General features: G+C 71.9%; 19 protein-coding genes and 1 tRNA gene. 13 read left to right on the forward strand and 7 right to left on the reverse strand.

The genetic code is table 11. The annotated features are described in order from the left end of the window. Positions 1–96 precede the first annotated feature (96 nt). Entirely contained in the window at positions 97–660 is a 564-nt protein-coding gene (locus BM342_RS03360) for a TetR/AcrR family transcriptional regulator (RefSeq protein ID WP_177232043.1), read from the reverse strand. Positions 661–750: 90 nt separating this feature from the next. Here BM342_RS03360 and BM342_RS03365 point away from each other — a divergent pair, with 90 nt between their 5' ends. The 4 genes from BM342_RS03365 to BM342_RS03380 all read left to right on the forward strand — a co-directional run bounded on the left by BM342_RS03365 (position 751) and on the right by BM342_RS03380 (position 6,293). After that, complete coding sequence (locus BM342_RS03365) at positions 751–3,369, forward strand: MMPL family transporter (RefSeq protein ID WP_092966451.1); 2,619 nt, start codon at positions 751–753, stop codon at positions 3,367–3,369. Positions 3,370–3,443: 74 nt separating this feature from the next. Beyond that, positions 3,444–4,553, forward strand: coding sequence for a HoxN/HupN/NixA family nickel/cobalt transporter (locus BM342_RS03370; protein ID WP_092964084.1), 1,110 nt, complete (start codon positions 3,444–3,446; stop codon positions 4,551–4,553). Positions 4,554–4,572: 19 nt separating this feature from the next. Next, a complete protein-coding gene (locus tag BM342_RS03375; RefSeq protein WP_092964085.1) occupies positions 4,573–5,616 on the forward strand; it encodes a tocopherol cyclase family protein in 1,044 nt (347 codons plus the stop codon). 155 nt (positions 5,617–5,771) lie between these two features. Further along, positions 5,772–6,293 carry a hypothetical protein gene (locus BM342_RS03380; protein WP_092964086.1) on the forward strand — a complete coding sequence of 174 codons (522 nt, stop codon included), beginning with the start codon at positions 5,772–5,774 and terminating at the stop codon, positions 6,291–6,293. Between the two features lie 87 nt (positions 6,294–6,380). Here the strand turns inward: BM342_RS03380 and BM342_RS03385 are convergent, their stop codons facing one another. Next, positions 6,381–7,484 carry a DUF2804 domain-containing protein gene (locus BM342_RS03385; protein ID WP_092964087.1) on the reverse strand — a complete coding sequence of 368 codons (1,104 nt, stop codon included), beginning with the start codon at positions 7,482–7,484 and terminating at the stop codon, positions 6,381–6,383. Between the two features lie 112 nt (positions 7,485–7,596). Between BM342_RS03385 and BM342_RS03390 the strand changes: the two genes are divergently transcribed. Together BM342_RS03390 and BM342_RS03395 are read left to right on the forward strand one after the other, a co-directional pair. After that, complete coding sequence (locus BM342_RS03390; protein WP_177232044.1) at positions 7,597–9,564, forward strand: DEAD/DEAH box helicase; 1,968 nt, start codon at positions 7,597–7,599, stop codon at positions 9,562–9,564. Positions 9,565–9,585: 21 nt separating this feature from the next. Further along, a complete protein-coding gene (locus BM342_RS03395; RefSeq protein WP_092964089.1) occupies positions 9,586–9,996 on the forward strand; it encodes a ribosomal maturation YjgA family protein in 411 nt (136 codons plus the stop codon). 136 nt (positions 9,997–10,132) lie between these two features. Here BM342_RS03395 and BM342_RS03400 read toward each other — a convergent pair whose 3' ends face one another. Next, complete coding sequence (locus BM342_RS03400) at positions 10,133–10,417, reverse strand: hypothetical protein (protein ID WP_092966453.1); 285 nt, start codon at positions 10,415–10,417, stop codon at positions 10,133–10,135. A 262-nt stretch (positions 10,418–10,679) separates the two neighbouring features. On the opposite strand from BM342_RS03400, the gene BM342_RS03405 reads away from it, so the two are divergent. After that, positions 10,680–11,624 (forward strand): phosphodiesterase, encoded by a 945-nt coding sequence (locus tag BM342_RS03405; protein ID WP_092964090.1) that lies wholly within the window; start codon positions 10,680–10,682, stop codon positions 11,622–11,624. 113 nt (positions 11,625–11,737) lie between these two features. On the opposite strand, the gene BM342_RS03410 is transcribed toward BM342_RS03405, so the two are convergent. Continuing rightward, positions 11,738–13,384 (reverse strand): stealth family protein, encoded by a 1,647-nt coding sequence (locus BM342_RS03410; protein ID WP_092966455.1) that lies wholly within the window; start codon positions 13,382–13,384, stop codon positions 11,738–11,740. Between the two features lie 352 nt (positions 13,385–13,736). On the opposite strand from BM342_RS03410, the gene BM342_RS03415 reads away from it, so the two are divergent. The 6 genes from BM342_RS03415 (at position 13,737) to BM342_RS03440 (ending at position 19,309) form a co-directional block, all read left to right on the forward strand. Continuing rightward, positions 13,737–14,294: a GNAT family N-acetyltransferase gene (locus tag BM342_RS03415; RefSeq protein ID WP_092964091.1), complete on the forward strand. Its 558-nt coding sequence runs from the start codon at positions 13,737–13,739 to the stop codon at positions 14,292–14,294. After that, positions 14,291–15,436, forward strand: a complete 1,146-nt coding sequence (locus tag BM342_RS03420; protein ID WP_092964092.1) for an amino acid ABC transporter permease — start codon at positions 14,291–14,293, stop codon at positions 15,434–15,436. Before BM342_RS03415 ends, BM342_RS03420 begins: the two co-directional genes overlap by 4 nt. Continuing rightward, positions 15,433–16,257, forward strand: coding sequence for an amino acid ABC transporter ATP-binding protein (locus BM342_RS03425; RefSeq protein WP_092964093.1), 825 nt, complete (start codon positions 15,433–15,435; stop codon positions 16,255–16,257). The genes BM342_RS03420 and BM342_RS03425 overlap by 4 nt, the downstream gene beginning before the upstream one ends. 156 nt (positions 16,258–16,413) lie before the next feature. Next, on the forward strand, positions 16,414–17,442 hold the full coding sequence (locus BM342_RS03430) for an ABC transporter substrate-binding protein (protein WP_092964094.1): 1,029 nt from the start codon (positions 16,414–16,416) through the stop codon (positions 17,440–17,442). Positions 17,443–17,554: 112 nt separating this feature from the next. After that, positions 17,555–17,628 (forward strand) — tRNA-Met (locus BM342_RS03435). A 238-nt stretch (positions 17,629–17,866) separates the two neighbouring features. Continuing rightward, a complete protein-coding gene (locus tag BM342_RS03440) occupies positions 17,867–19,309 on the forward strand; it encodes a serine hydrolase domain-containing protein (protein WP_218154890.1) in 1,443 nt (480 codons plus the stop codon). A gap of 52 nt (positions 19,310–19,361) precedes the next feature. On the opposite strand, the gene BM342_RS03445 is transcribed toward BM342_RS03440, so the two are convergent. From BM342_RS03445 to BM342_RS03455, 3 genes are read right to left on the reverse strand one after another with little or no spacing between them, the layout of a single operon-like run. Then, entirely contained in the window at positions 19,362–20,474 is a 1,113-nt protein-coding gene (locus tag BM342_RS03445) for an FAD-dependent oxidoreductase (RefSeq protein ID WP_092964095.1), read from the reverse strand. Further along, positions 20,471–21,655: a GNAT family N-acetyltransferase gene (locus tag BM342_RS03450; protein ID WP_092964096.1), complete on the reverse strand. Its 1,185-nt coding sequence runs from the start codon at positions 21,653–21,655 to the stop codon at positions 20,471–20,473. The genes BM342_RS03445 and BM342_RS03450 overlap by 4 nt, the downstream gene beginning before the upstream one ends. Next, on the reverse strand, positions 21,655–22,800 hold the full coding sequence (locus tag BM342_RS03455; RefSeq protein ID WP_092964097.1) for an LLM class flavin-dependent oxidoreductase: 1,146 nt from the start codon (positions 22,798–22,800) through the stop codon (positions 21,655–21,657). Before BM342_RS03455 ends, BM342_RS03450 begins: the two co-directional genes overlap by 1 nt.

Genomic DNA, 22,800 nt, shown 5'->3' on the forward strand with positions numbered 1-22,800 from the left:
GTTCGTCTTCACTCTGGCAGTCGGCGTCGCCCGAGCCAATGGCAAGGTGCTGTGAGTCGTCGCGCCCGGACGTCGGCGCCCGCGTCAGCGCGCTCGTCAGCCCAGCACGGCGTCGACGAGCTGTTCGGCCGCGCCGGGCTCGGCCGGTTCGTCGGCCAGGGCGAGGAGCACGATCGCGCCGACGAGGGCCCGGCCGAAGGGCTGCGTCGGCCGCGTCGGCGAGAACTGCCCGGCCCCGACCGCGGACTCGAGTCGCGCGTTCAGCAGGTGGTTGATGCCGAGCGCCTCGCCGAGGCGATCGCCGATGCTCGGCTGGTCGATGGCCGCCGCGACGAGCGATCGCACGAGGGAGGATCCGCCGCTCTCGAGGAAGTGCAGGATGCCGCCCACCCAGACCGTGAGATCCGCGCGGAGGTCGCCGGTGTCGGGCGGCGACATGTACTCGCGGAGCAGCAGGCCCTCGACCATGCAGTCGGCGACGACCGCGCTCTTCGAAGGCCACCAGCGGTAGATGGTCTGCTTGCCGACGTGGGCCTCGGCGGCGATGCCCTCCATGGTGAGCTGGTCGTAGCCGCGGGTCTCGAACAGGCGTGCGGTGGCCTCGAGAATGGCGACCCGCGCGGCTTCGCTGCGGACCGGACCACGTCGATGCTCGGACACCTGCACATGCTACTCACAGAAAGACGAGACGGTCCGTCTCGTATGATGTCACGGTCGATCGTGCCGGCGATCGCGATGAGAGGACACGACGTGGCAGAGCTGTTGTACCGACTGGGCAAGTTCTCGGCGAGACGGGCCTGGGTCGTCATCGGCGCCTGGCTCGTGGTGCTCGCCATCGCCGTCGGCGCGTTCCTCGTCGGCTTCAAGGGGCTCGCGACGAGCTTCGACGTGCCCGGCACGGCTTCGGGCGACGTGATCGCCGAACTCGAGCAGGAGCTGCCCGAGTTCAGCGGGGCATCCGGAACCGTCGTGTTCACGACCGACGACGGGTCGGCGCTCACCGCCGACCAGCAGGCGCAGATCAGCGCGCTCGTGGCCGACCAGAGCGACCTCGTCGACGTCGCCGACGTGATCGACCCGTTCGAGGCGCAGCAGCAGCTCGAAGACCAGCAGCAGCAGCTCGCCGACGGCCAGGCGAAGATCGACGACGCCACCGCCCAGCTCGACGCGGGCCAGCAGCAGCTCGACGCCGGATCTGCGCAGCTCGAGGCCGGCCAGGCCCAGCTCGACGCCGCGCAGGCCCAGCTCGACGCCGGGCGCCAGCAGGCCGAGGCCGCCGGCGCCCCGACCGACGAGCTCGACGCGCAGCAGGCGCAGCTCGACGCCCAGCAGGCGCAGCTCGACGCGCAGCGCGCGACCCTCGACGACCAGCAGCAGCAGCTCGACGACGGGCGCGACGAGCTCGCGACCCAGGCCGAGCAGCTCGAACTCGGCACCGAGCTCGCCGGGTACGCCGACGGCATCCGCCTCGTCTCCGAAGACGGCTCGACCGCCCTCGTGAGCGTGTCGTTCACCGAGCCGCGCCTCGACCTCTCCGAGGAGTCGAAGCAGTCGGTCATCGACCACTTCGAGTCCGAGCCCATCGAAGGCGTCTCGGTCTCGTTCTCGACCGACATCTCGCAGGGCATCCCCGAGATCTTCGGCGTCGGCGAGGCGGTCGGCCTCATCATCGCCGCCATCGTGCTGCTCGTGATGCTCGGCTCGGTCATCGCCGCGTCGCTGCCGCTCGTCACCGCGATCTTCGGCGTCGCCGTCGGCATCCTCGGATCGCTCGCCTTCTCGGGCGTCGTCGACATGGCCTCGGTCACGCCGATGCTCGCCGTCATGCTCGGCCTCGCGGTCGGCATCGACTACTCGCTCTTCGTCGTGAACCGGCACCGCAAGCAGCTCCTCCAGGGCGCCGAGGTCGTCGAGTCGATCGGGCTCGCCAACGGCACCTCGGGCAACGCGGTCGTCTTCGCCGGCACCACGGTGATCGTGGCCCTGCTCGCCCTGAACATCACGGGCGTGCCGTTCCTCGGGCTCATGGGCACGGTCGGCGCGGTCGCCGTGTTCGTCGCCGTGATCATCTCGACGACCCTCACGCCCGCCCTGCTCGGGCTGCTCGGCATGCGGATCCTCCGCCGCAAGGTGCGCGCGCACCTGGGCGACGGCAACCGGCACGAGCCGCCCGTCGTGAAGCCCATGTCGACGCTGCGTGCCGTGCTCACCGGGGTCGTCGCGATCGTCGCCCTGCTCGTCGTCGCGATCCCGGCCCTCTCGATGCGCGTCGGCCTGCCCGACGGCTCGACCGAACCGCACGACTCGTCGTCGTACGAGGCGTTCACGGTCGCCGAGCAGCAGTTCGGAGCAGGGGCGAACAGCCCGCTGCTCGTCACGGCGCAGCTGCCCGAGGGCACGACCGACGACGAGGTGCTCGCGCTGCAGGTCGACGTCGCCTCGACGCTCGCCGCGCAGGACAACGTGGTGGCCGTCGCGCCCATCGCGGTGTCCGACGACAACACCCTGGCCGCGTTCCAGGTGGTGCCGGCCGAGGGCCCGAGCGCCGAGTCGACCGAGCAGCTCGTGCGGGACCTGCGCGACCTGCCGCCCGTGAACGGCGACATCCCGCTGGGCGTCGCAGGCCAGACCGCGATCAACATCGACATCTCCGAGGGCCTGTCCGACGTGCTGCCGCTCTACCTCACGGTGGTCGTCGGGCTGTCGCTTCTCATCATGATCCTGGTGTTCCGCTCGCTGCTCGTGCCGCTCATCGCCACCGGCGGGTTCATCCTGTCGCTGTTCGCGACGTACGGCGCGATCGTCGCGGTGTTCCAGTGGGGCTGGTTCGCCGACCCGCTCGGCATCAGCACCGGCCCGATCCTGAGCTTCCTGCCCGTGATCCTCGTCGGCATCCTGTTCGGGCTCGCGATGGACTACCAGCTGTTCCTCGCGACCGGCATGCGGGAGGCGTACGTGCACGGGTCGTCGGCCAAGCTCGCGGTGGCGCAGGGCTTCCGCGCCGGCCGCTCGGTCGTGACGGCCGCTGCGCTCATCATGGTCTCGGTCTTCGGCGGGTTCGTGTTCTCGGACTCGACCATGATCCGCTCGGTCGGTTTCGGCCTCGCCTTCGGCGTGCTCGTCGACGCGTTCGTCGTGCGCATGCTCCTCATGCCCGCGATCATGCACCTGCTCGGCCGCTCGGCCTGGTGGATCCCGAAGTGGCTCGACCGCATCATGCCCGACGTCGACGTCGAGGGGGCCGCGCTCGAGCGTCGGCACCACCTCGTCACCGAGGACGAGCGAGCGGATGACGCGGGCGGCCCGACCTTCGTCACCGGCCCGGCCGACGACGAGACGTCCGAGACCACGGCCTCCTCGACGCACTGACGGCTGCCCGATCGGGCCAGTGCGGCTCCCTTCGCCCGGCGTAGCATGACGCCGAGCGAAGGGACGCGGGATCGATGAGCTCACCCCGACGGGTCGGCACCGGTCGCGGCATCGTGCGCGGGTCCCGGCGCGGCACGATCGCCGTCGTCACGTTCATCGTCGCCCTGAACGTCGTCGGCTGGGGAGTGCTGCTGCTGGCCGTGGCGCCGGCCGGCATCCCGCTCGGCGGCGGCGACGGCACGGCGATCGTGACCCTGGGCGTCGGCCTCGCGGCCTACGCGCTCGGGGTGAGGCATGCCTTCGACGCCGACCACATCGCGGCGATCGACAACACCACGCGTCGCCTCGCCGAACGCGGTCGGCCGGCGAGCACGGTCGGGTTCTGGTTCTCGCTGGGGCATTCGACGATCGTGGTCGCGCTCTGCGTGCTGCTGACCCTCGGCATCACGGCCGTCAGCGCCTCACTGGCCGACGATGCCTCGGCCCTGCACGCGTGGACGGGGGTCATCGGGCCCACGGTCTCCGGCGTCTTCCTGCTCGTGATCGCGGCGATCAACGTCGCGTCGGTCCGCGCCATGGCCCGAGGGGATCGCACGCGGGGCGGTGCGATGCTGCGCCTGCTCGGCCCCTTCGAGCGGCTCGTCGACCGCCCGTCGCGCATGTACGGCGTCGGACTGCTGTTCGGCCTCGGGTTCGACACCGCGACCGAGATCGGGCTGCTCGCGCTCGCGGGCGCCTCGACCCTGGCGGCCGTGCCGTGGTGGGCCGCGCTCACCCTGCCGATCCTGTTCGCGGCTGGGATGAGCGCGTTCGACACGACCCAGGGCGCCGTCATGCGGCGGGCGTACACCTGGCAGCCGCCGCAGCCGCCGCAGCCGCCGCAGCCGCCGCAGCCGCCCGTGCCGGCTGCGGTCCCGGCGGTCGAGACCGTTGAGCCCGACCCGCCGCAGCGGATCGGCGCCCGGTACGGCATCGCGATGACCCTGCTGTCGGTGGTCGTCGCCGTCGTCATCGCCATGGTGCAGCTCTCGGAGGTGCTCGTCGTGCACCTCGGGTTCGGACAGCCGTTCGAGTGGATGGCCTCGATCGGCATCGACGACCTCGGCCTGCTGCTCACGGTGCTGCTGCTCGCGACGTGGGCGATCGTCTTCGCGTCGACCCGGACCCGTTCCCTGCCGACCTGATCGGCCCTATGCTCGGCGCATGCGGAGCCCGGCGGCGTATGTGCGAGGAGTTCGGCACCCCGAGGCCTTCCACGGCGACGGGGTGACCAAGGGGTACTTCGAGGGCTGGTACAACAAGGTCGTCTCGGCCGACCGCACGCAGCGCTGGGCGGTGATCCCCGGAGTGTTCAGGGGCATCGGCGGTGGCTCCGAAGCCGCCACCGAGGCCCGGGCCGGCGAAGGCGGGGCGAGCACCGACGAGGCGTTCGTGCAGGTGCTCGACGGGCTCACGGGGCGCAGCTGGTACCACCGCTACGAAGTCGGCGAGTTCGCGGCATCCGATCGGGACTTCGACGTGCGCGTCGGCCCGAACCGCTTCTCGCCCCGCGGCATGACCCTCGACCTGCCGCAGCTGCGCGGGGAGATCGCGTACGCGACGCCGCTCGAACCGTGGCCGGTCACCGCGCGCGAGCCCGGGATCATGGGCTGGTACGGCCTCGTGCCCGCCATGGAGTGCTTCCACGGCATCGTCTCGTTCGGCCACGGCCTCACCGGCGAGATCGAGGTCGAGGGGCGACCGACGAGCTTCGACGGCGGCCGCGGCTACCTCGAGAAGGACTGGGGCAAGGCGTTCCCGGCCGGGTACGTCTGGATGGCGAGCAACCACCTCGACACCGACGTCGGCGACGGGACGGATGCCTCGCTCATCGCCTCGATCGCGATCATCCCGTGGCTCGGGCGGGCGTTCCGCGGCTCGATCATCGGCCTCAGGCACGGCGGGCGGCTGCACCGGTGGACCACGTACAACCGCTCGAAGGAGACGCGACTCTCGATCGACGACACGCACGTGCGGTGGAGCGTCACCGGGCCCGACGGCGTGCTCGAGCTCGACGCCGAGCGCGTGCGGGGCGGACTGCTGCACGCCCCGCTGCGCACCGCGATGCACCAGCGGGTGGAGGAGACGCTCGACGCGAGCATCGCCTTCCGCCACGTCGACCACGACGGCCGGGTGCTGCTCGCGGGCACGGCGGCGTGCGCGGGGCTCGAGGTGTTCGGCGACACCGAGCGGCTGCTCGCGCTGTAGCCGGCGGTGACGGATGCCGAGGGCGGCCGCCCGCGGCAACCGTTCGCGCTTCGACGACCGACGTCGTGGCCGGCCGTGGGATGCGTGCGCGCCCTGCCTCCACGTATCCTCGAACGCGGCCCCCGAACGCGGGGTCCTCGACGAATCGAGGCTGCATGAGCGACGCCCCCGGCACGCCGCCTGTCCGCACGCGGCGGCGCGGGCGTCGCGCCGCCGAGCCCACGTCGCCGACCGCCATCGCGTTCCGGGCGCTCTCCGCACGTGCCGCGGCGGTGCGCGAAGCCGTCGCCGCCTGGCTGGGGTCGCATCGCGCCGCGGCGTTCGGTGCGGCCTCGGCGGTCGCCGTCGTCGCGCTCGTCGTCGGCGCGGTCGCCCTGTTGCATGGTCCGGCCGGAGCCCAGGACCGTCCTGCGGCGTCGACGGTCGAAGCGCCGCGCCCGACGCCCGCGCCCGGAGCGTCGACGCCGCCCACGCCCACGCGGATCCCCATCGCGACGCCCGCGCCGGCGGACCCCGTCGTCGACGCGACGGCCGACGACGCACCCGACGAACCCGCCGCCGCGCCGGAGCCCGCGCCCGACGCATCTCCCGAACCGTCGCCCGAACCGACGGCATCCCCGTCCGACGAGGCCGGGGACGACCACCCCGGGCGGGGCAAGGGTCGCAAGAAGCCGTAGCGGGCGGCATCCGCTCGGGCATGCGGGCGGTGCGGTGACGGATGCCGCGCGCCGGCCGACGCGACGGCGGCGGCTCGCGGCACCTGCTCACCAGCGGTTGCGGACCTCCTCGGCCCAGCCGACCAGCCCGTCGACCTCGAGGCGCGCGCCGTCGACCTCGACCCAACCCGACCAGGAGCCGAAGCACTGGTGCCCGTGGGAGCCGAAGACGACGAGCTCGGTCGCACTCACCCGATCCCAGAACGGCTCGAAACGCAGGTCGGCCGTCGCGCCGTGGACGCGCCACGGCGCCAGCCAGTCGCCCTCGTCGTACGCCCAGTCGAGCTCCTCGCCGATCTTGTGCAGGCGACCGTCGACGACGACGGCGTTCTCGGTCGAACCGGTGCCGTCGGTCCACCTGCCGCCGAGCTGGAGCCCGATCGCGCGACCGTCGACCGTGCCAGAGGCGGCGCCCCAGTTCCAGGCCATGCGGTAGGGCCAGCGGCCGCGTCCGTGGTCGAGCACGGCCCAGCTCTCGCCCTCCGCGAGCTCGGTGCGCTCGACCCCGGCGGCCGAGGCGACCTCGAGCCACCCGGTCGCCGGGCGCGCGACATCCTTCACCGTGTACTGGAACCGCTTCGTCGACCACGGCACGACCACGCCGAGGGCCTCGTGCCCCGTCGGGCGCTCGGCGAACACCTCGAACCGCACGCCCTCGGCGCCGGTGGCCGCGGCCGTGACTGCGGCCGTGAGCAGCGTGCCGTCGACGCCGTCGCGCCGCACGTCCTCGATGTCGATCGCGAGCCGGCCGCCGCGCGCCGATGCAGGGCCGTCGCCGAGCGACGCGGGCAGCACGACGCCCCGCCCGAACGGCACGATCGCGGTGCGGTCGATCGTCTCGCCCGTGCGGCGGTCGTGCACGAGCACGGCGTTCACGGCTGCGTAGTCGAGCGACGACACGGTGACGGCGAGCACGTGCGTCGGCGTCATGACGCCCCAGTACTCCCACCGCTTGTTGCGGCCCCAGACCCGGCGGCCGTCGATGCCCGAGGTGTCGTGCAGCGGCGTGCGGGTCCAGCCGACGGCCGCGGGGTTCAGGCGCCCGTCGGAGCCGCAGAGGGCGACGGGCGCGGTGAGCTCGCGCTCGGCGACGACGCGGGGTGCGCGGACGCCGTCGGTCGAGGCGGTGGCGGGTTCGTCGGGGCGGGGCATCGGTCCTCGTTCTCGGGCGTGTTTCGGCGATGAAATCCGCGCCACGGTATCACCGCCCGCCTCGCCCAGCGCGCACCCGGAGGTCTCACAGGCGGTAGGTCTAGGCTGAAATGTGACTTCCGGCGAAAACCCCGTCGTGGCCGAGGCTCCTGAAGAGCCCGCCGCGATCAGCTTCTCCGACCTCGGACTCGACGGCGCCGTGCTCAAGGCCCTCTCCGATGTCGGCTACGAGACCCCCTCGGCCATCCAGGCCGCCACCATTCCGACCCTCCTCGCAGGGCGCGACGTCGTGGGCCTGGCGCAGACCGGCACTGGCAAGACGGCCGCCTTCGCGCTGCCCATCCTCGCGCGCCTCGACGAGTCCCAGAAGACCCCGCAGGCGCTCGTGCTCGCCCCCACGCGCGAGCTCGCCCTGCAGGTCTGCGAGGCCTTCGAGAAGTACGCGTCGCGCATGCGCGGCGTGCACATCCTGCCCGTCTACGGCGGTCAGGGCTACGGCGTGCAGCTCTCGGCCCTGCGCCGCGGCGTGCACATCGTCGTCGGCACCCCCGGTCGCATCATGGACCACCTCGACAAGGGCACGCTCGACCTCTCGGAGCTCAAGTACCTCGTGCTCGACGAGGCCGACGAGATGCTCAAGATGGGCTTCGCCGAAGACGTCGAGACGATTCTCGCCGACACGCCCGACGACAAGCAGGTCGCGCTGTTCTCGGCGACCATGCCGTCGGCGATCCGTCGCATCTCGAAGCAGTACCTGAACGACCCCGAAGAGATCACGGTCAAGACCAAGACCACGACCTCCTCGACCATCACGCAGCGCTACCTCGTCGTCGCGCACCAGCAGAAGATCGACGCCCTCACTCGCATCCTCGAGGTCGAGAACTTCGAGGGCATGATCATCTTCGTGCGAACGAAGAGCGTCACCGAAGAGCTCGCCGAGAAGCTCCGGGCACGCGGGTACTCCGCCGCGGCCATCAACGGCGACATCGCCCAGGCCCAGCGCGAGCGCACGGTCAACCAGCTCAAGTCGGGCAAGCTCGACATCCTCGTGGCGACGGATGTCGCGGCCCGAGGCCTCGACGTCGAGCGCATCTCGCACGTGGTCAACTACGACATCCCGACCGACACCGAGTCGTACGTGCACCGCATCGGCCGCACCGGCCGTGCCGGGCGCACCGGCGACGCGATCAGCTTCGCGACGCCCCGCGAGCGCCGCCTCATCTCGGCGATCGAGAAGGCCACCCGCCAGGAGCTCACGCAGATGCAGCTCCCGAGCGTCGAAGACGTCAACGTCACCCGCCTCTCGCGCTTCGACGACCGCATCACCGCGGCACTCGAGCAGAGCGAACGCATCGACGGCTTCCGCGACATCATCGGCCACTACATGAAGCACCACGACGTGCCCGAGGTCGACGTGGCCGCGGCCCTCGCCGTGGTCGCGCAGGGCGAGTCGCCGCTGCTGCTCGAGCCCGAGCCCGTGCGGCCCGCGCGCGAGTGGAAGGACCGCGACGACCGCGGCAGCCGCGACCGCGACGACCGCGGCGCACGAGACGGCGGCTCGCGCGGCGGACGCTACGACGACGACCGCGGCGGCGACCGTCGCTCGCGCGGCGGCCCCCAGCTCGCGACCTACCGCATCGCTGTCGGGCGCCGCCACAAGGTCGAGCCGCGCCAGATCGTCGGCGCGCTCGCCAACGAGGGCGGCCTTCGTCGTGAAGACTTCGGCGCGATCCAGATCCGTCCCGACTTCTCGCTCGTCGAGCTGCCCGCCGACCTGCCGCGTGAGACCCTCGAGCGCCTCGACGGCACGCGCATCAGCGGCCGGCTCATCGAGCTGCGCCCCGACCGCGGAGCGCCCCAGCGTCGCGACGGCGGGCGCGACGGCGGCCAGCGCCGTTCCTCCGGCGACCGCGACGACCGGCCGCGTCGGTCGTACGGCGACCGCGACGACAAGCCGCGCCGTTCCTCCGGCGATCGCGACGACCGCCCGGCGCGCTCGTACGACGGCGGGAGCGACAGCGGAGCCTCAGACGATCGCCCGGCGCGCAAGCCCCGCCACAAGGGCCCGCGCGACGAGTAGTCGAGCGATCCGGAACCGCACGTGCGGCTGATCCTCGCCGCGGCCGCCGCGGTCGTGCTGCTCGCGGGCCTGGCCCTGCAGCTGCTCGACCGCACGGTCGCCGTCGACCTCGCCGGCAGCGCGCTCTACGCCTGCCTCGTCGGACTCGTCATCGCGATCGCGTGGCCCCGCCTGCCTTCGTGGATCGTGGCCGTCGCCGGCTTCGGCGTCTCGGCCGCGGTCGAGCTGCTGCAGCTCACCGGCATCCCGGCGCACATCGTCGACGCCGTGGCGCCCCTGCGCCTGGTGTTCGGCAGCTCGTTCGACCCGCTCGACCTGGTCGGCTACGCGATCGGGGCGGTGCTGCTGCTCGCCGTGCACGCGGCGGCCCGTCGTCTCGGGCAGGGCGCCTCGCCGCGCGCGGAACCGGTCGACGAGGCGCCCGCCGCCTGAGGCCGGAGCGGATCGGCGCCGTCGGTCTGCCTCGCCCGGCCTGCCTCGGCGCGGCGCGCCACCGGCCCCGGCCGGTCCCGCACACGCGACGATGCCGCGAGGCTCGCGCCCCGCGGCATCCGTCACGCGCGCGCCGTCAGCGCTGCGGGCTGATCTCGAAGGCGACCCGGCCCTCTTCGTCGACCTTCGCGTCGAGCGTCTTGTCGGTGAGCGCCGCGGCCGCGGCCTCGCCCAGGTAGACCCGCGCGCCGGACTGCTCGATGACCTCGTCGGTCTCGTTCGGCGTCGTCACGATCGCGACCGCGAACTCGGTCGCCCCAGGGTCCCGCGTGTTGATGCGCAGCCCCGATCCGTCTGGTGCGCCGTTGCCGGAGACGATCTCCTTCACGACGGTGCTGGCGTTCTCGGTCAGTGTGAGCATGTGCTCCTCCTCTGCGATCACGAACCACCCACCATTCCGAAGTTCCGGATGCCTCGCATCCCCTTGCGTTCGACGAACGGATGCCGCACACTGGGCGCCCTTCGCTTCGGTGCGCGCCGTGGCATCCGCTCGATCGGAACCCGTCGAGCAGGTTTCGACTCGGCCACATTCCGTCTTCATGCGTCGTTCAGATTCGCGTGGTCGGCTAGGTTGAGCGCGACGCCCGACGTCGTGCGTCGAAGCCGAACGATGGGACTCCCTCGTGAACACCCGGATCGCCGAATACCCGCGGCCGCTCCACTTCCTGCTGCACATCAGCGACACGCACCTGCTCGCCGGCGGCGGGAGCCTCTACGACCGCGTCTCCAGCGAACAGCACCTGCGCACGCTCTTCGACGAGTTCGAGGCCTCGGGCGGGCGCCCCGAGGCGATCGTGTTCACGGGCGACCTCGCCGACAAGGGCGAGCCCGACGCGTACGACCGCATCCGCCGCATCGTCGACCCGGTGGCCGAGCGGCTCGGCTCGCAGGTCATCTGGGTCATGGGCAACCACGACGACCGCGCCGCGTTCCGCCGTGGGCTGCTCGACGACGAGGTCGGCGGCACCCGTTCGGTCGACCGCGTCGACGACGTGAACGGCCTGCGCATCATCACGCTCGACTCGACCGTGCCCGGCCACCACCATGGCGAGATCTCGCCCGACCAGCTCGACTGGCTCGCCGAGGAGCTCTCGATCCCGGCCCCGCACGGCACGATCCTCGCGATGCACCACCCTCCCGTGCCGAGCGTGCTCGATCTGGCGGTATCGGTCGAGCTGCGCGACCAGTCCGGCCTCGCCGAGGTCGTCGAGGGCAGCGACATCCGCTCGATCATCGCCGGCCACCTGCACTACTCGTCGACCGCGACGTTCGCGGGCGTGCCCGTGTCGGTCGCATCGGCCAGCTGCTACACCCAGGACCTCAACGTGCCCGTCGGCGGCACCCGCGGCCGCGACGGGGCGCAGGCCTTCAACCTCGTGCACGTGTACCCCTCGACCGTGCTGCACTCGGTGGTGCCGCTCGGCGCGACGCCCGCCCTCGACTGGATCGACGCCGACGAGAGCGCCCGCCGCCTCGCGGCCGACGGCATCACGATCGCGGATGCCGCGGCGCCCCCGGTGCCGAAGGACCCGCCGTTCACGATGCCGATCCCGGTGCTCGCGGGCTGACGGCCTGCGGCTGCTGCACAACTCCGGACGCCGGCGCGGACACGCCGCGATCCGGTGCGGATCCGCGGCGAGCCGGCGCTGCCATCCGGAGTTCCGCACGCGGCGGCCTCGGTTCAGGCGGTGAGGTCGGGGGCGGGCGCGGGCTCGGACGGCGCGCCGGCAGGGGCGGTGCTCGCGGGGAGCGGGCGGCCCGCGGCATCCGCCTTCTCCCACGGAGCGGGGAACGGGAAGTAGTGCTCGAGGAACTCGGTGACCGCCGTCGTGCGCTCCTCGACCGAGATCTCGGGCCTGCTGCCGTCGTTCAGACAGAACATGTCCTGATCCCGCCGCTTCAGCAGGCGGCGCATCGCGGGCAGCGCGCGGTTCAGCGTGGTCTCGACGTACTTGACGCGGGCATCGGTCTGCACGACCGCGCGTCCGGTGAGCAGCGCGAAGTAGTGGTAGAGCGAGTTCGTGACCGAGATGTCGGTGGCCGAGCGGAAGCGGCTCGCGGCCGTGCGCCGGAACTCCTCGGGGAACGCGGCCTCGAGGTCGGCCATGACCGACTTGCGCAGCGGGGCGGCGCAGTGCTCGAGGTGGCGCGTCGTGACCTTGCCGAAGCGCTCGCGCAGCAGGGCGCGGTTGACGCGGGCCGCGTTCTCGAACCCGGAACGCCCGGGGTGCGAGTCGCCGAGCCCGATGCGGGTGGCCGCCTCGACGAACTTCGTGATGCCGCCGGGCGAGAAGAACAGGTCGGGTGAGACCGGCCTGCCGAAGAACATGTCGTCGTTCGAGTAGAGGAAGTGCTCGGCGAGCCCCTCGATGTTGTGCAGCTGGCTCTCGACGGCGTGCGAGTTGTGCGTGGGCAGCACCGACGGGTCGGCGAACATCTCCTCGCTGCGCACGATCGTGACCTTCGGATGCCGCGCCAGCCACTCGGGCGCCGGCGAGTCGGTCGCGATGAAGATGCGCCTGATCCACGGGGCGAACAGGTGCACCGAGCGCAGGGCGTACTTCAGCTCGTCGATCTGCCGGTAGCGGGCCTCGGAGTCGTCGCCCTCGCCCACGACGTAGCTGGCCATGCGCTTGGCGCGCTCGCGCACGAAGTCGTCGCTCGAGCCGTCGACCCACGAGAAGACGAGGTCGATGTCGAAGTCGACGTCGCTCGCGAGCGGCGCGAACATGTGCTCGAGCGTGGGCCAGTCGCGTCCGTGGAGGTGCACGACGTCGTCGATCGCCTCGGAACGGGGGAGCGTGCGGCGCATGAGCGCGTTCTCGTTCGGCGCCTCGATCGTGTCGTCGCCGAAGCGCCAGAACTCCAGCTGCACGCCCGTCTCGGCGCCGTAGCGGAGGCGCCCGACCGGCTCGACCCGCGGCCGGTAGACCTTCACGACCGAGGCCTTGCGATGGCCCGACAGGCGGCCGTCGGCGAGCAGCACGGGGTACGCGTCTCCGCCGCGGTCCGGTTCGACGGTCTCGGCGTAGAACGGCTCGGTCGCGAACGCCGCGGCGAACGCGCGCGTCGCGGCCTTGCGGTCGGCGCGGTCGAGGGCGAGCACGAGGCGCTCGTCGTTGCCGCGGACGAGCAGGTAGCCGATGCCGGCCGCGTCGAGGGCGCCGCCGATCGCGCAGAGGTCCTCGATCATCGACTCGCGCGGCGTGAGGTGGCCGTTGCGCAGCGCGTACTGGCCCTTGCGCATCACGACGTCGTCGCGGTCGAACCGCGGATCGCGGGCCGGCGAGGTCACGAGCACGAGCTCGGAGGCATCGGAGATGCGCATCGGCGGCTGGGCGCCGGGCTCGGCACGCGTGAAGGCGAGATGGCGGTCGTGGTCGTTCGTCGTCACGAAGATGGACTCCTGGAGGTCTGGGAGCCGCGGAGCTCATCGGAACCTCGAGTCTACGTCCGCGCGGAAACGACCGATAGCGTCACGCGGATTGCGCCGGATGACGCCGCCTCAGCGCCGCGAACCGGCCGGAACCGCCGCGAACCGCCCGGAATCGCCCGAGCGTGACGGTCGGTGACGGTATCGGACACCGCGTGTCCACGGCGATTGCGAGCAGGCGGCACGCCTTCGTACCTTCGTGCACACCCCGGGGAACCGCCCCGGCCGACACGCGAAGGAGGCACCGATGAGCGACACGATCGTGCGATTCATCGCCGCGGACGATCCGCTGGCCAAGCCGTTGCTCGACGACCTCGAGCGCGAGTACGACGAACGCTACGGCGACCTCTTCGGCGAAGTCGCGAGCGTCGAGCTCAACCGCTACCCGGTGCAGGAGTTCGCACTCCCGCACGGCGCCTTCCTCGTGCTCGTCGAGTTCGTCGACGGCGTCGAGACGCCCATCGCGGGCGGCGCGTTCCGTCGCTACGACGACCACACGGCCGAGCTCAAGCGCATCTGGACGCGCGCCGACCGCCGTGGCCGCGGCCTCGCCGGCGAGGTCGTCGCCGCCCTCGAGGCCGAGGCTCGCCGCCAGGGCTACACCGACATCTTCCTCACCACTGGCCCGCGACAGCCGGAGGCCGTTGCGCTCTACCTGCGCACGGGCTACGAGCCCCAGTTCGACCCGAAGCTGCCGCCGGCGGAGGTCGGCATCCACGCGTTCCGCAAGCGGCTCGCGGGCGTCGGCGTCGGCGTCGGCGTCGAGTCGGGCATCGCCCGCACTCCCGAGGGCGTGATCGCGTGAGCGCGACATCCGCTCGTCCGGAGTTCGAGCACGGCCTGAAGGTCGTCCCGGTCAAGCACTGGGGCCGCTGGGCGCTCTCGGCCGTCGTGGTGTTCCTCGTGCTGCAGTTCGTCTGGTCGCTCGCGGTGAACCCGCAGTGGCAGTGGGACGTCTTCGCCGAGTACTTCTTCGCGCCGTCGGTGCTGAACGCGCTCGTGCTCACGCTGCAGCTGACGGTCATCTCGGGCGTGATCGGGTTCGTGCTCGGCGCGGTGCTCGCGGTGTTCCGCCTGTCGAAGTCGCCGCTGCTGAACGCGGCCGCCTGGTGGTACATCTGGTTCTTCCGGTCGGTGCCGCTCGTCGTGCAGATCCTGGTCTGGTACAACCTCGGGTACCTCTACCCGACGCTCGGGCTCGGCACCCCGTTCACGACCGACTTCTGGCTCGTCGAGTTCCCGACGACCACGCTCATCAGCGCGTTCGCCGCGGCCACCATCGGCCTCTCGCTGCACCAGGCGGCGTACTCGGCCGAGATCATCCGCGCCGGCATCCTGTCGGTCGACCAGGGCCAGCTCGAGGCGGCCGCCGCGCTCGGCCTGCCCCGCCGCATCCGCTTCTTCCGCATCACGCTGCCGCAGGCGGCGCGGGCGATCGTGCCGAACGCGTTCAACGAGGTCATCGGGCTCGTGAAGGGCACCTCGGTCGTCTTCATCGTCGCGCTGCCCGAGCTGTTCTACACCGTGCAGGTCATCTACAACCGCAACCAGCGCGTGATCCCGATGCTGCTCGTCGCGGTCGTCTGGTACGCCATCATCACGACCGTGCTCTCGATCGCGCAGTTCTACGTCGAGCGGCGCTACGCCCGCGGCGCGGTGCGCGAGCTGCCCCCCACGCCGATCCAGAAGGCGCGGCGCTGGGCGTCCGAGCAGTGGGCGCGCCTCGGCGACGGCGGTCCCGAACAGGGCGGCGGGGCGGATGCCGCGGGCGGCGCGCCCGGCTCGACCCGGCCGCCCGAGGAGCGGGCGCCAGGCGAACGGCATGCGGATGCGGCATCCGCACCCCTCGTGGCCGCCACCCGTGGCGGTGCCGACGCGGAACGCGCGGACGCGGCATCCGCCCTCGTCTCGACCGCCGACCACCACCGCAACGGAGGCACCCGATGAGCCAGGCCCTCGCCCCGTCGTTCGACGGCAACGTGCCCATCGCGCCGCGGCCGACGACGACCGTCGGACGCGTCGAGATCCGCGACGTCTCGAAGTCGTACGGTGCGAACACCGTGCTGCGCGACGTGTCGCTCGACATCAGGCCCGGCGAGGTCGTCGCGCTCATCGGCCCCTCTGGCTCGGGCAAGTCGACCCTGCTGCGCACGATCAACCACCTCGAGACCGTCGACCGCGGATCGATCACGCTCGACGGCCAGTACATCGGCTACGAGGAGCGCGGCGGCAAGCTGTACGAGCTGCGCGAGGCCGAGATCCTGCGGCGGCGCACCCAGTTCGGGCTCGTCTTCCAGAACTTCAACCTGTTCCCGCACCTCACGGCGATCGAGAACATCGTCGAGGCGCCCGTCGCCCTCGGGCGGCTCTCGAAGCCCGAGGCCCGCGAGCTCGCCAAGGCGCTGCTCGCACGGGTCGGCCTGGCCGACAAGGTCGACCACTACCCGCGGCAGCTCTCGGGCGGGCAGCAGCAGCGCGTCGCGATCGCGCGGGCCCTCGCCCTGTCGCCGAAGGTGCTGCTCTTCGACGAGCCGACCAGCGCACTCGACCCAGAGCTCGTCGGCGAGGTGCTCGACGTGATCCGCGGACTCGCCCGCGACGGCACGACGCTCATCGTCGTGACGCACGAGATCGGCTTCGCCCGCGAGGTGGCCGACCGCGTCGTCTTCCTCGACGGCGGCGAGATCGTCGAGCAGGGCCCACCCGTGCAGGTGCTGCGCTCGCCGAAGCAGCAGCGCACCAGAGACTTCCTCGCGAAGGTGCTCTAGCACCGGGCACCGAGCCCGACCTCGTGTCGGGCACGTCCCGACCTCGTGTCGGGCGCCGCGAGCAAGACAAGCCCCGGTGCGGCATGGCAGTGCCGCACCGGGCGAACCGAGAAACCGTCCGGCAATCGGAACAGTTCGACACTAGGAGCATCCATCATGGCGATCAACAAGAAGCAGGCGGGGGTGATCGTCGCGGGCGTCGCGGCGGTGGCCCTCATCGGCGGCGGCATCACGTGGGCCGTCCTGGCCGGCAACAACTCGGCCGAGGCGGCCGACAGCGGCGCGAAGGCCGGCACCGAGGAGCAGGTCGAGGCCTCGACGCAGTTCGACCTCACGTCGCAGAACGCGGCCGACCGGCCCTCCATCGAGCCGGTCGCCGCCGCGGTCGAGGCGCTGAAGGAGAGCGGCTTCGAGCCGATCGAGGCCGGCAAGCTGACCGTCGCGATCTCGCCGTTCGCGGCCCCGCTCGGCGTGCTCGCCTCCGACGACGACACCACCATCATCGGCAGCGAGGCGGACTTCGGCGCGCTCGTCGCCGACGGCCTCGACCTCGAGTACAACCCGGTCGCCGTGAACTGGGCCGACTGGCCCCTCGGCATCCAGTCGGGCAAGTACGACCTCATCGCGTCGAACGTGACCGTGACCGAGGAACGCAAGGAGCTCTACGACTTCGCGAGCTACCGTCAGGACCTGCTCGGCTTCTACGTGAAGGCCGACAGCGAGATCGACTCGATCTCCGAGGCCGCCGACATCTCCGGCCTGTCGATCGTCGTCGGCTCGGGCACCAACCAGGAGAAGATCCTGCTTGCCTGGAACGAGGAGCTCGAGGCCGACGGCGAAGAGCCCGCAGAACTCGTCTACTACGACGACCAGGCCGCGGCGACGCTCGCCCTCACCTCCGGACGTGTCGACGCGACCTTCGGCCCGAACGCCACCTCCGCCTACCAGGCGGCCACGACCGGTGAGACGAAGCTCGTCGGCACCCTGAACGGCGGATGGCCCGAGACCGCGCCGATCGCCGCAGGCACCGCCAAGGGCAACGGCCTCATCGAGCCCGTGCAGCTCGTGCTCCAGTCGATCATCGACGACGGCACCTACGACGAGGTGCTCGACCGTTGGGCGCTGACCAGCGAGGCGGTCGACGCCTCCGAGATCAACCCTCCGGGGTTGCCGAAGTCCGAGTGAGGCAGAAGCTCGGATGACGGGGGATGCCGCGCAGCGGGTGGCTGCGCGGCATCCTGCTTCTCCTGGTCGCCGCCGATGCGGCAGGTCGGGGCGTGCGGAACGAACTCCACATCGCGGCGTACCCAAGCGGTCAAAGGGAGCGGACTCATAGCCCGCCATTCGCAGGTTCGAATCCTGCCGTCGCGTCGTTGCTCCTGATCGAGCACGAGGGCCTGGTCGCCGTGCAGCGGCCCCTGAACGGTGGTCGCGCCGGCAGAGGAGCCTCTGCCAGACTCGGCGCGAGGAGGCGACGATGGGCCTGCTGGACGACGAAGTTCCGACTGCCTCGTGGATGATGTCGAGGCGGTCGATGCTGCGGAGATCCGCTGATCTGGTTGCCATCGTCGCGGCCGGCACGGTGGTGGCGGGATGCACCGCGGAGGAGGTGGATGCTTCGAGCCCGACCGGGAGCATCGGCCCGACGGATGCCTCGTCGCCCAGCGCGTCCGACGCCCTCTTCGCCGAGCTCGACGCCAAGATCCGGTCGGCGATGGAGGAGTACGCGGTGCCCGGCGTCGCGGTGGCGGTCCTGCACAACGGGAACGAGCATGTGCGCGGCTATGGGATCACGAGCGTCGACGCGCCCGTGCCGGTGGACGAGCGCTCACTGTTCCGCATCGGATCGACGACCAAGACGTTCACCGGCACCGCGATGATGCGCTTGGTCGATGCGGGCAAGGTGGACCTCGACTCGCCCGTGCGCACCTACGTGCCGGAGTTCACCGTCGTCGACCAGGACGTGGCGGCCAACGTGACCGTACGGCACCTGCTGAACCACACCGCCGGCTGGTTCGGCGACGACCTGCAGGACTTCGGGCGGAGTGACGACGCGATCGAGCGCTACGTGGCGAGCATGGCCGGCCTTCCGCAGTTGACGCCGCTCGGGTCCACGTTCTTCTACAACAACGCCGCCGTCGTGCTCGCGGGCCGCGTGGTGGAGAAGGTGCACGGAACGACCTTCGAGCAGGCCATGCAGGAGCTCGTGCTCGACCCGCTGGGGCTCGACCAGACCCGGTTCTTCACCGACGACCTCGTCGGACACACCTTCACCGGCGCGCACGACGTGGTCGACGGCAAGGCGGTGCTGGACCCGTCCTTCTGGTACGTCCCGAGGTCGCTCAACCCGACCGGCGCCCTCATCTCGAGCGCTCGCGACCAACTGAGCTACCTGCGCTTCCACTTGGGCGACGGCGCCGCGCTCGACGGCCGTCGCATCCTCAGCCCCGCTTCGCTCGAGGCGATGCACTCGGATCCGGGCCCGGGCGGAACGATCTTCATCGAGATCGACGGGTACGCCGTCAGCCTCCGGGTGCGACCGACGGCCGAAGGGGTCCCCGTCGTGCAGCACGGCGGCGATTGGCCCGGGCAGCACAGCGGGTTCCTCTTCGTTCCCGAGCGGAATTTCGGCATCGCCATGCTCACGAACTCCGAGGACGGCCCGAAGCTCCTGAGCACCTTCTTCCAAGACGACTGGGCGCTGTCGCGGTTCGCCGGCGTCCACAACCTGCCGGCCGATCCCGAGAGCAGGACCGCTGCGCAGTTGGCCCCCTACGAAGGTCGGTACGCCCTCGCCGAGATCGGGCCCGACGGCAGCACGGCGAGGGTCACGCTCGAGTTCGCCGGCGAGAACGGCCGGCTGCGCATCCGCCCACTGAACCCGGATGGCACGGTGTCCGACGCAGCGCCGCCCGAGTACGTGGACTTCTCCCGCGACGACCACGTGGTGGGCGCGAGCCCGCTCTCGCCCCGCTCCGACTTCGTGCGCGGCCCGAGCGGGGAGGTCGCCTGGTACCGCACGAGCGGCCGGTTGCTGCCCAAGGTCGGCTAGCGCTCGAGACTCGACGTACTCCGACCGCGGGGGTGAAGCGCCGCTGTCAGTGTCAGGCGAAGCGGGCGAGGCGGAACGGCTCGGGGGAGGGGCGACCCTCGGCGAGGTCGGCGAGCACACGGCCGATGGCGGGCGTGAACTTGAAGCCGTGGCCCGAGAAGCCGGCGGCCACGACGAGCGGGCCGACCGCGTCGAGCACGAACACCGAGTCGGGGCTCGTCGTGTACGTGCAGCTGATGGCGCGGGCGGCGTCGGCGTCTGCTCCGGGGATCCACTCGCGCACGTAGCGGCGCAGCGCCTCGAACTGCACGGGCTCGGCCGTGAAGTCGCGGTGGTCGGGGTCGACGACGGGGCCGGTGCCGTGCCAGCCGGCCTTGACGCCCTCGCCGGGCGTGAGCATGCCGTAGACGCCCGAGTACCACCACTCGTCGCCGGGGCCCGGGCGGTGGTTGAATCCGGGCCATTCGAACGACGTGTCGATCGCGGCGAAGTGCCCGGGCTGCTCCTGCGTGACGACGAGCGCGGGCAACCGAAGCAGGCCGCCGACGAGCTTCGAGGTCCAGGCGCCGGCGGCCACGACCACACGACGTGCCGTGAGCACGGTCCTTGCGGCATCGTCGAGCGTCACCTCGACGAGGTCGTCGTCGAGCACGCGGATGCCGCGCACGGGCGCCTCGTGGCGCACCTCGGCGCCTCGGGCTGCGGCCGCCTGCTGCAGCGCGTGCACCGAGGCGTCGGCGTTCAGCCGTCCGGCGGTGGGCGTGTGCAGCACGCGCGTCGCGAAGCGGAGCCCGGGCCAGCGCGCACCGGCCTCCGACGCGGGCAGGAACTCGCTCGGGATGCCGACGGCTCCGAGCGCCTCGTGCACGAGATCGAGGTCGGGGTGGTCGCCGTGGTTCACGATGCCGACCTGGGCGAGCAGGCTCGTGCCGGTCTCAGCCTCGAGCTCTCGCCACTGCCGGCCGGCTTCGACGAGCAGGGCGACGTGCGCGGCATCCGCATACGAGACGTTGAAGTTGCGGCTGGCGCCGTGCGAGGCGCCGTTCGCGTGCCCGGCGGCGAAGCGCTCGAGCAGCAGCACGTCGCGTCCGCGTGAGGCGAGCTGCCAGGCGGCGGCCGAGCCCATGGCGCCTCCGCCGACGACGATGACGTCGTGGTCGGTCATGCGGCGGTCGTCTCGTCGGCCGAACGCGGCACGCGAAGCGCGTGCGGCACGTCGATCGTGAACGCGAGCAGGCGGAAACGCCGGTCGCCGTCGACGATCTCGCGCTCGCGCTCGTGCAGGCGGTCGAAGCCGAGCTTCGCGTAGAGGCGGTGGGCGCCGGTCATCTGCGGTCCGCTGTTCATGACGACGCGGTCGAGGCCGCGCAGGCGTGCGAGCTCGATGGCGAGTCGCGTGAGCTCCTCGCCGACGCCGCGTCCGCGGGCGGGCGGGTCGACGGCGAGCAGGCGGAAGTCGAGCTCGCCGGGCTGGGCCAGCGGCGAGATGGTGCTGCCGCGGCGAGGCGTGGCGACGCTGCCGAGCAGCTCGCCGCTGGCCGCGTCGGCGGCGACCCAGACCTGGTGCTCGAGCGCGCGCGGCGCGACGTCGGCGATCGAGGCGCGGTACTCGTCGGAGAGCTCGTACGCGTACTCGTACGCCCGCACCGACAGCGCCGCGACGGCGTCGACCTCGTCGTCGCGCACGAGCCTGATCACGAGGTCGTCGCGGTCGCGCAGCGGCAGTCGGTAGTCGATGTGGTCGATCTGGTCTTCGGATGCCGCGGGCGGCCGGGCGTTCGACGGCGCGCCGTCGGTCGGGGCGGCCGAATCGGCAGGGGCGGATGCCGCGGCATCCGTCGTCGTTCCAGACGCGGTCGGCGTGAACCGCTCGTAGCCGAGCCGTTCGTAGAGCCGCTGCGAGGTGTGGTTGAGCGTGCCCGTGTCGAGCACGACCGCGGAGGCGCCCCAGGTGAGCGCCTCCTCCTGCGCGGCGAGGGCGAGCGCCTCGCCGAGGCCGCTTCCGCGCGCCTCGGGGGCGACGGCCAGCAGGCGCAGCTCGGCCTCGTCGCCCACGGCGAGCCGGGACTGCGGGGAGCCTGCGCGCACGAGGCTGACGGTTCCGAGGAGGCGGCCGCCCGAGGCATCCGCTCGCCCGACGCTGCTACCGGGGCCGTCTTCGACGGCGACGAGGACGGCGCCGTCGGCCGCGCGTTCGGCGACCGCGTCCACGAGGGCGCGCCGCTCGGCCGAGACGGGCAGGTGCCCGTACGGGCCGGCCGCGAACGCCCGGTGGGTCAGCTCGGCGACGGCCGGGACCTCCTCGAGTCGCGCGGCGCGGATCGTGAACGCGGTCGCCCCGGCCATCAGGCGGCCACCGGCTCGCGAACGGTGCAGGACGCCTCGACGGCCGCCGCGGCATCCGCCTCGGAACCGCCGGCGAAGGCCGGTCGCGCCGCGTACGGGTCGCCCTCGCCCCACAGGGTCGTGGGCAGCTCGCGCCGGAGCGCCGGGAAAACCTCGGAGGCGAGGCGGTCGAGCTGCTCGTGCTGCTGCTCGACGGGCAGCGTCGTGGGCAGGCTCACCGACTGCAGGTCGTGGCCGAGCGCCTCGTGGAACCGGCCGATCTTGTCGATGACCTGCTGCGGGCTGCCGACGAGCGCCGGCCCCTCGGCGATGGCGTGATCGATGTCGCGGAAGGGGGTGTTGTTGCCCGGAACGTTGGTGGCTGCCACCAGAGCATCGTAGACGGGGCCGTAGAGCTCCTTGGCCTGCTGGGTCGTATCGGCGATGAAGAGCGAGCCCGATCCGGCGCCCACGTACGCGAAGCGCGGGTCGTGCCCGTGCCTCGCGTACTCGTCGCGGTAGTGCCGCACGAGCACCGCGTAGTTCTGCAGCGGCTGGATCGCGTTCGCGCTGAACAGCGGGTCGCCCCACTTGGCCGCGAGGGCGGCGCTCGCCAGGGTCGTGGCCGACCCGTGCCAGACGCGCGGGGCGCCGGCGAACGGGCGGGGGAGGGTCGTCGTCGCGTGCTGGGCGCGCGTGTACGGCGTGGCCTGCCAGTCGACGTCGGTCTCGCGCCAGAGGCGGCGCAGCAGCGCGTACTTGTCGGCGAGGAGCTCCCACTGGTCGTCGATCTCGAGCCCGAACAGCGGGAACTGGGCGACCTCGTTGCCCTTGCCGATCGTGATCTCGAGGCGGCCGCGCGAGAGCTGGTCGATCGTCGCGTAGTCCTCGGCGACGCGCACCGGGTCGAGCACCGAGAGCACCGTGACGCCCGAGTGCAGGCGGATGCGCGAGGTCGTCGCGGCGATCGCGCCGAGCAGCACGGTCGGCGACGACGACAGGAAATGACCGGCGTGGCGCTCGCCGACCGAGAACGCGTCGAACCCGAGGCGCTCGGCGCGGCGGGCGGACTCGACGGTCTGGTCGAGGCGCTCGGCCGCGCTGACGAGCCGGCCCGTGACCGGGTTCTCGACGTGCGGGACGATGTCGAGCAGCTGGAACCGCAC

The sequence above is a fragment of the Agromyces sp. CF514 genome (assembly GCF_900113185.1).
Taxonomy (GTDB): domain Bacteria; phylum Actinomycetota; class Actinomycetes; order Actinomycetales; family Microbacteriaceae; genus Agromyces.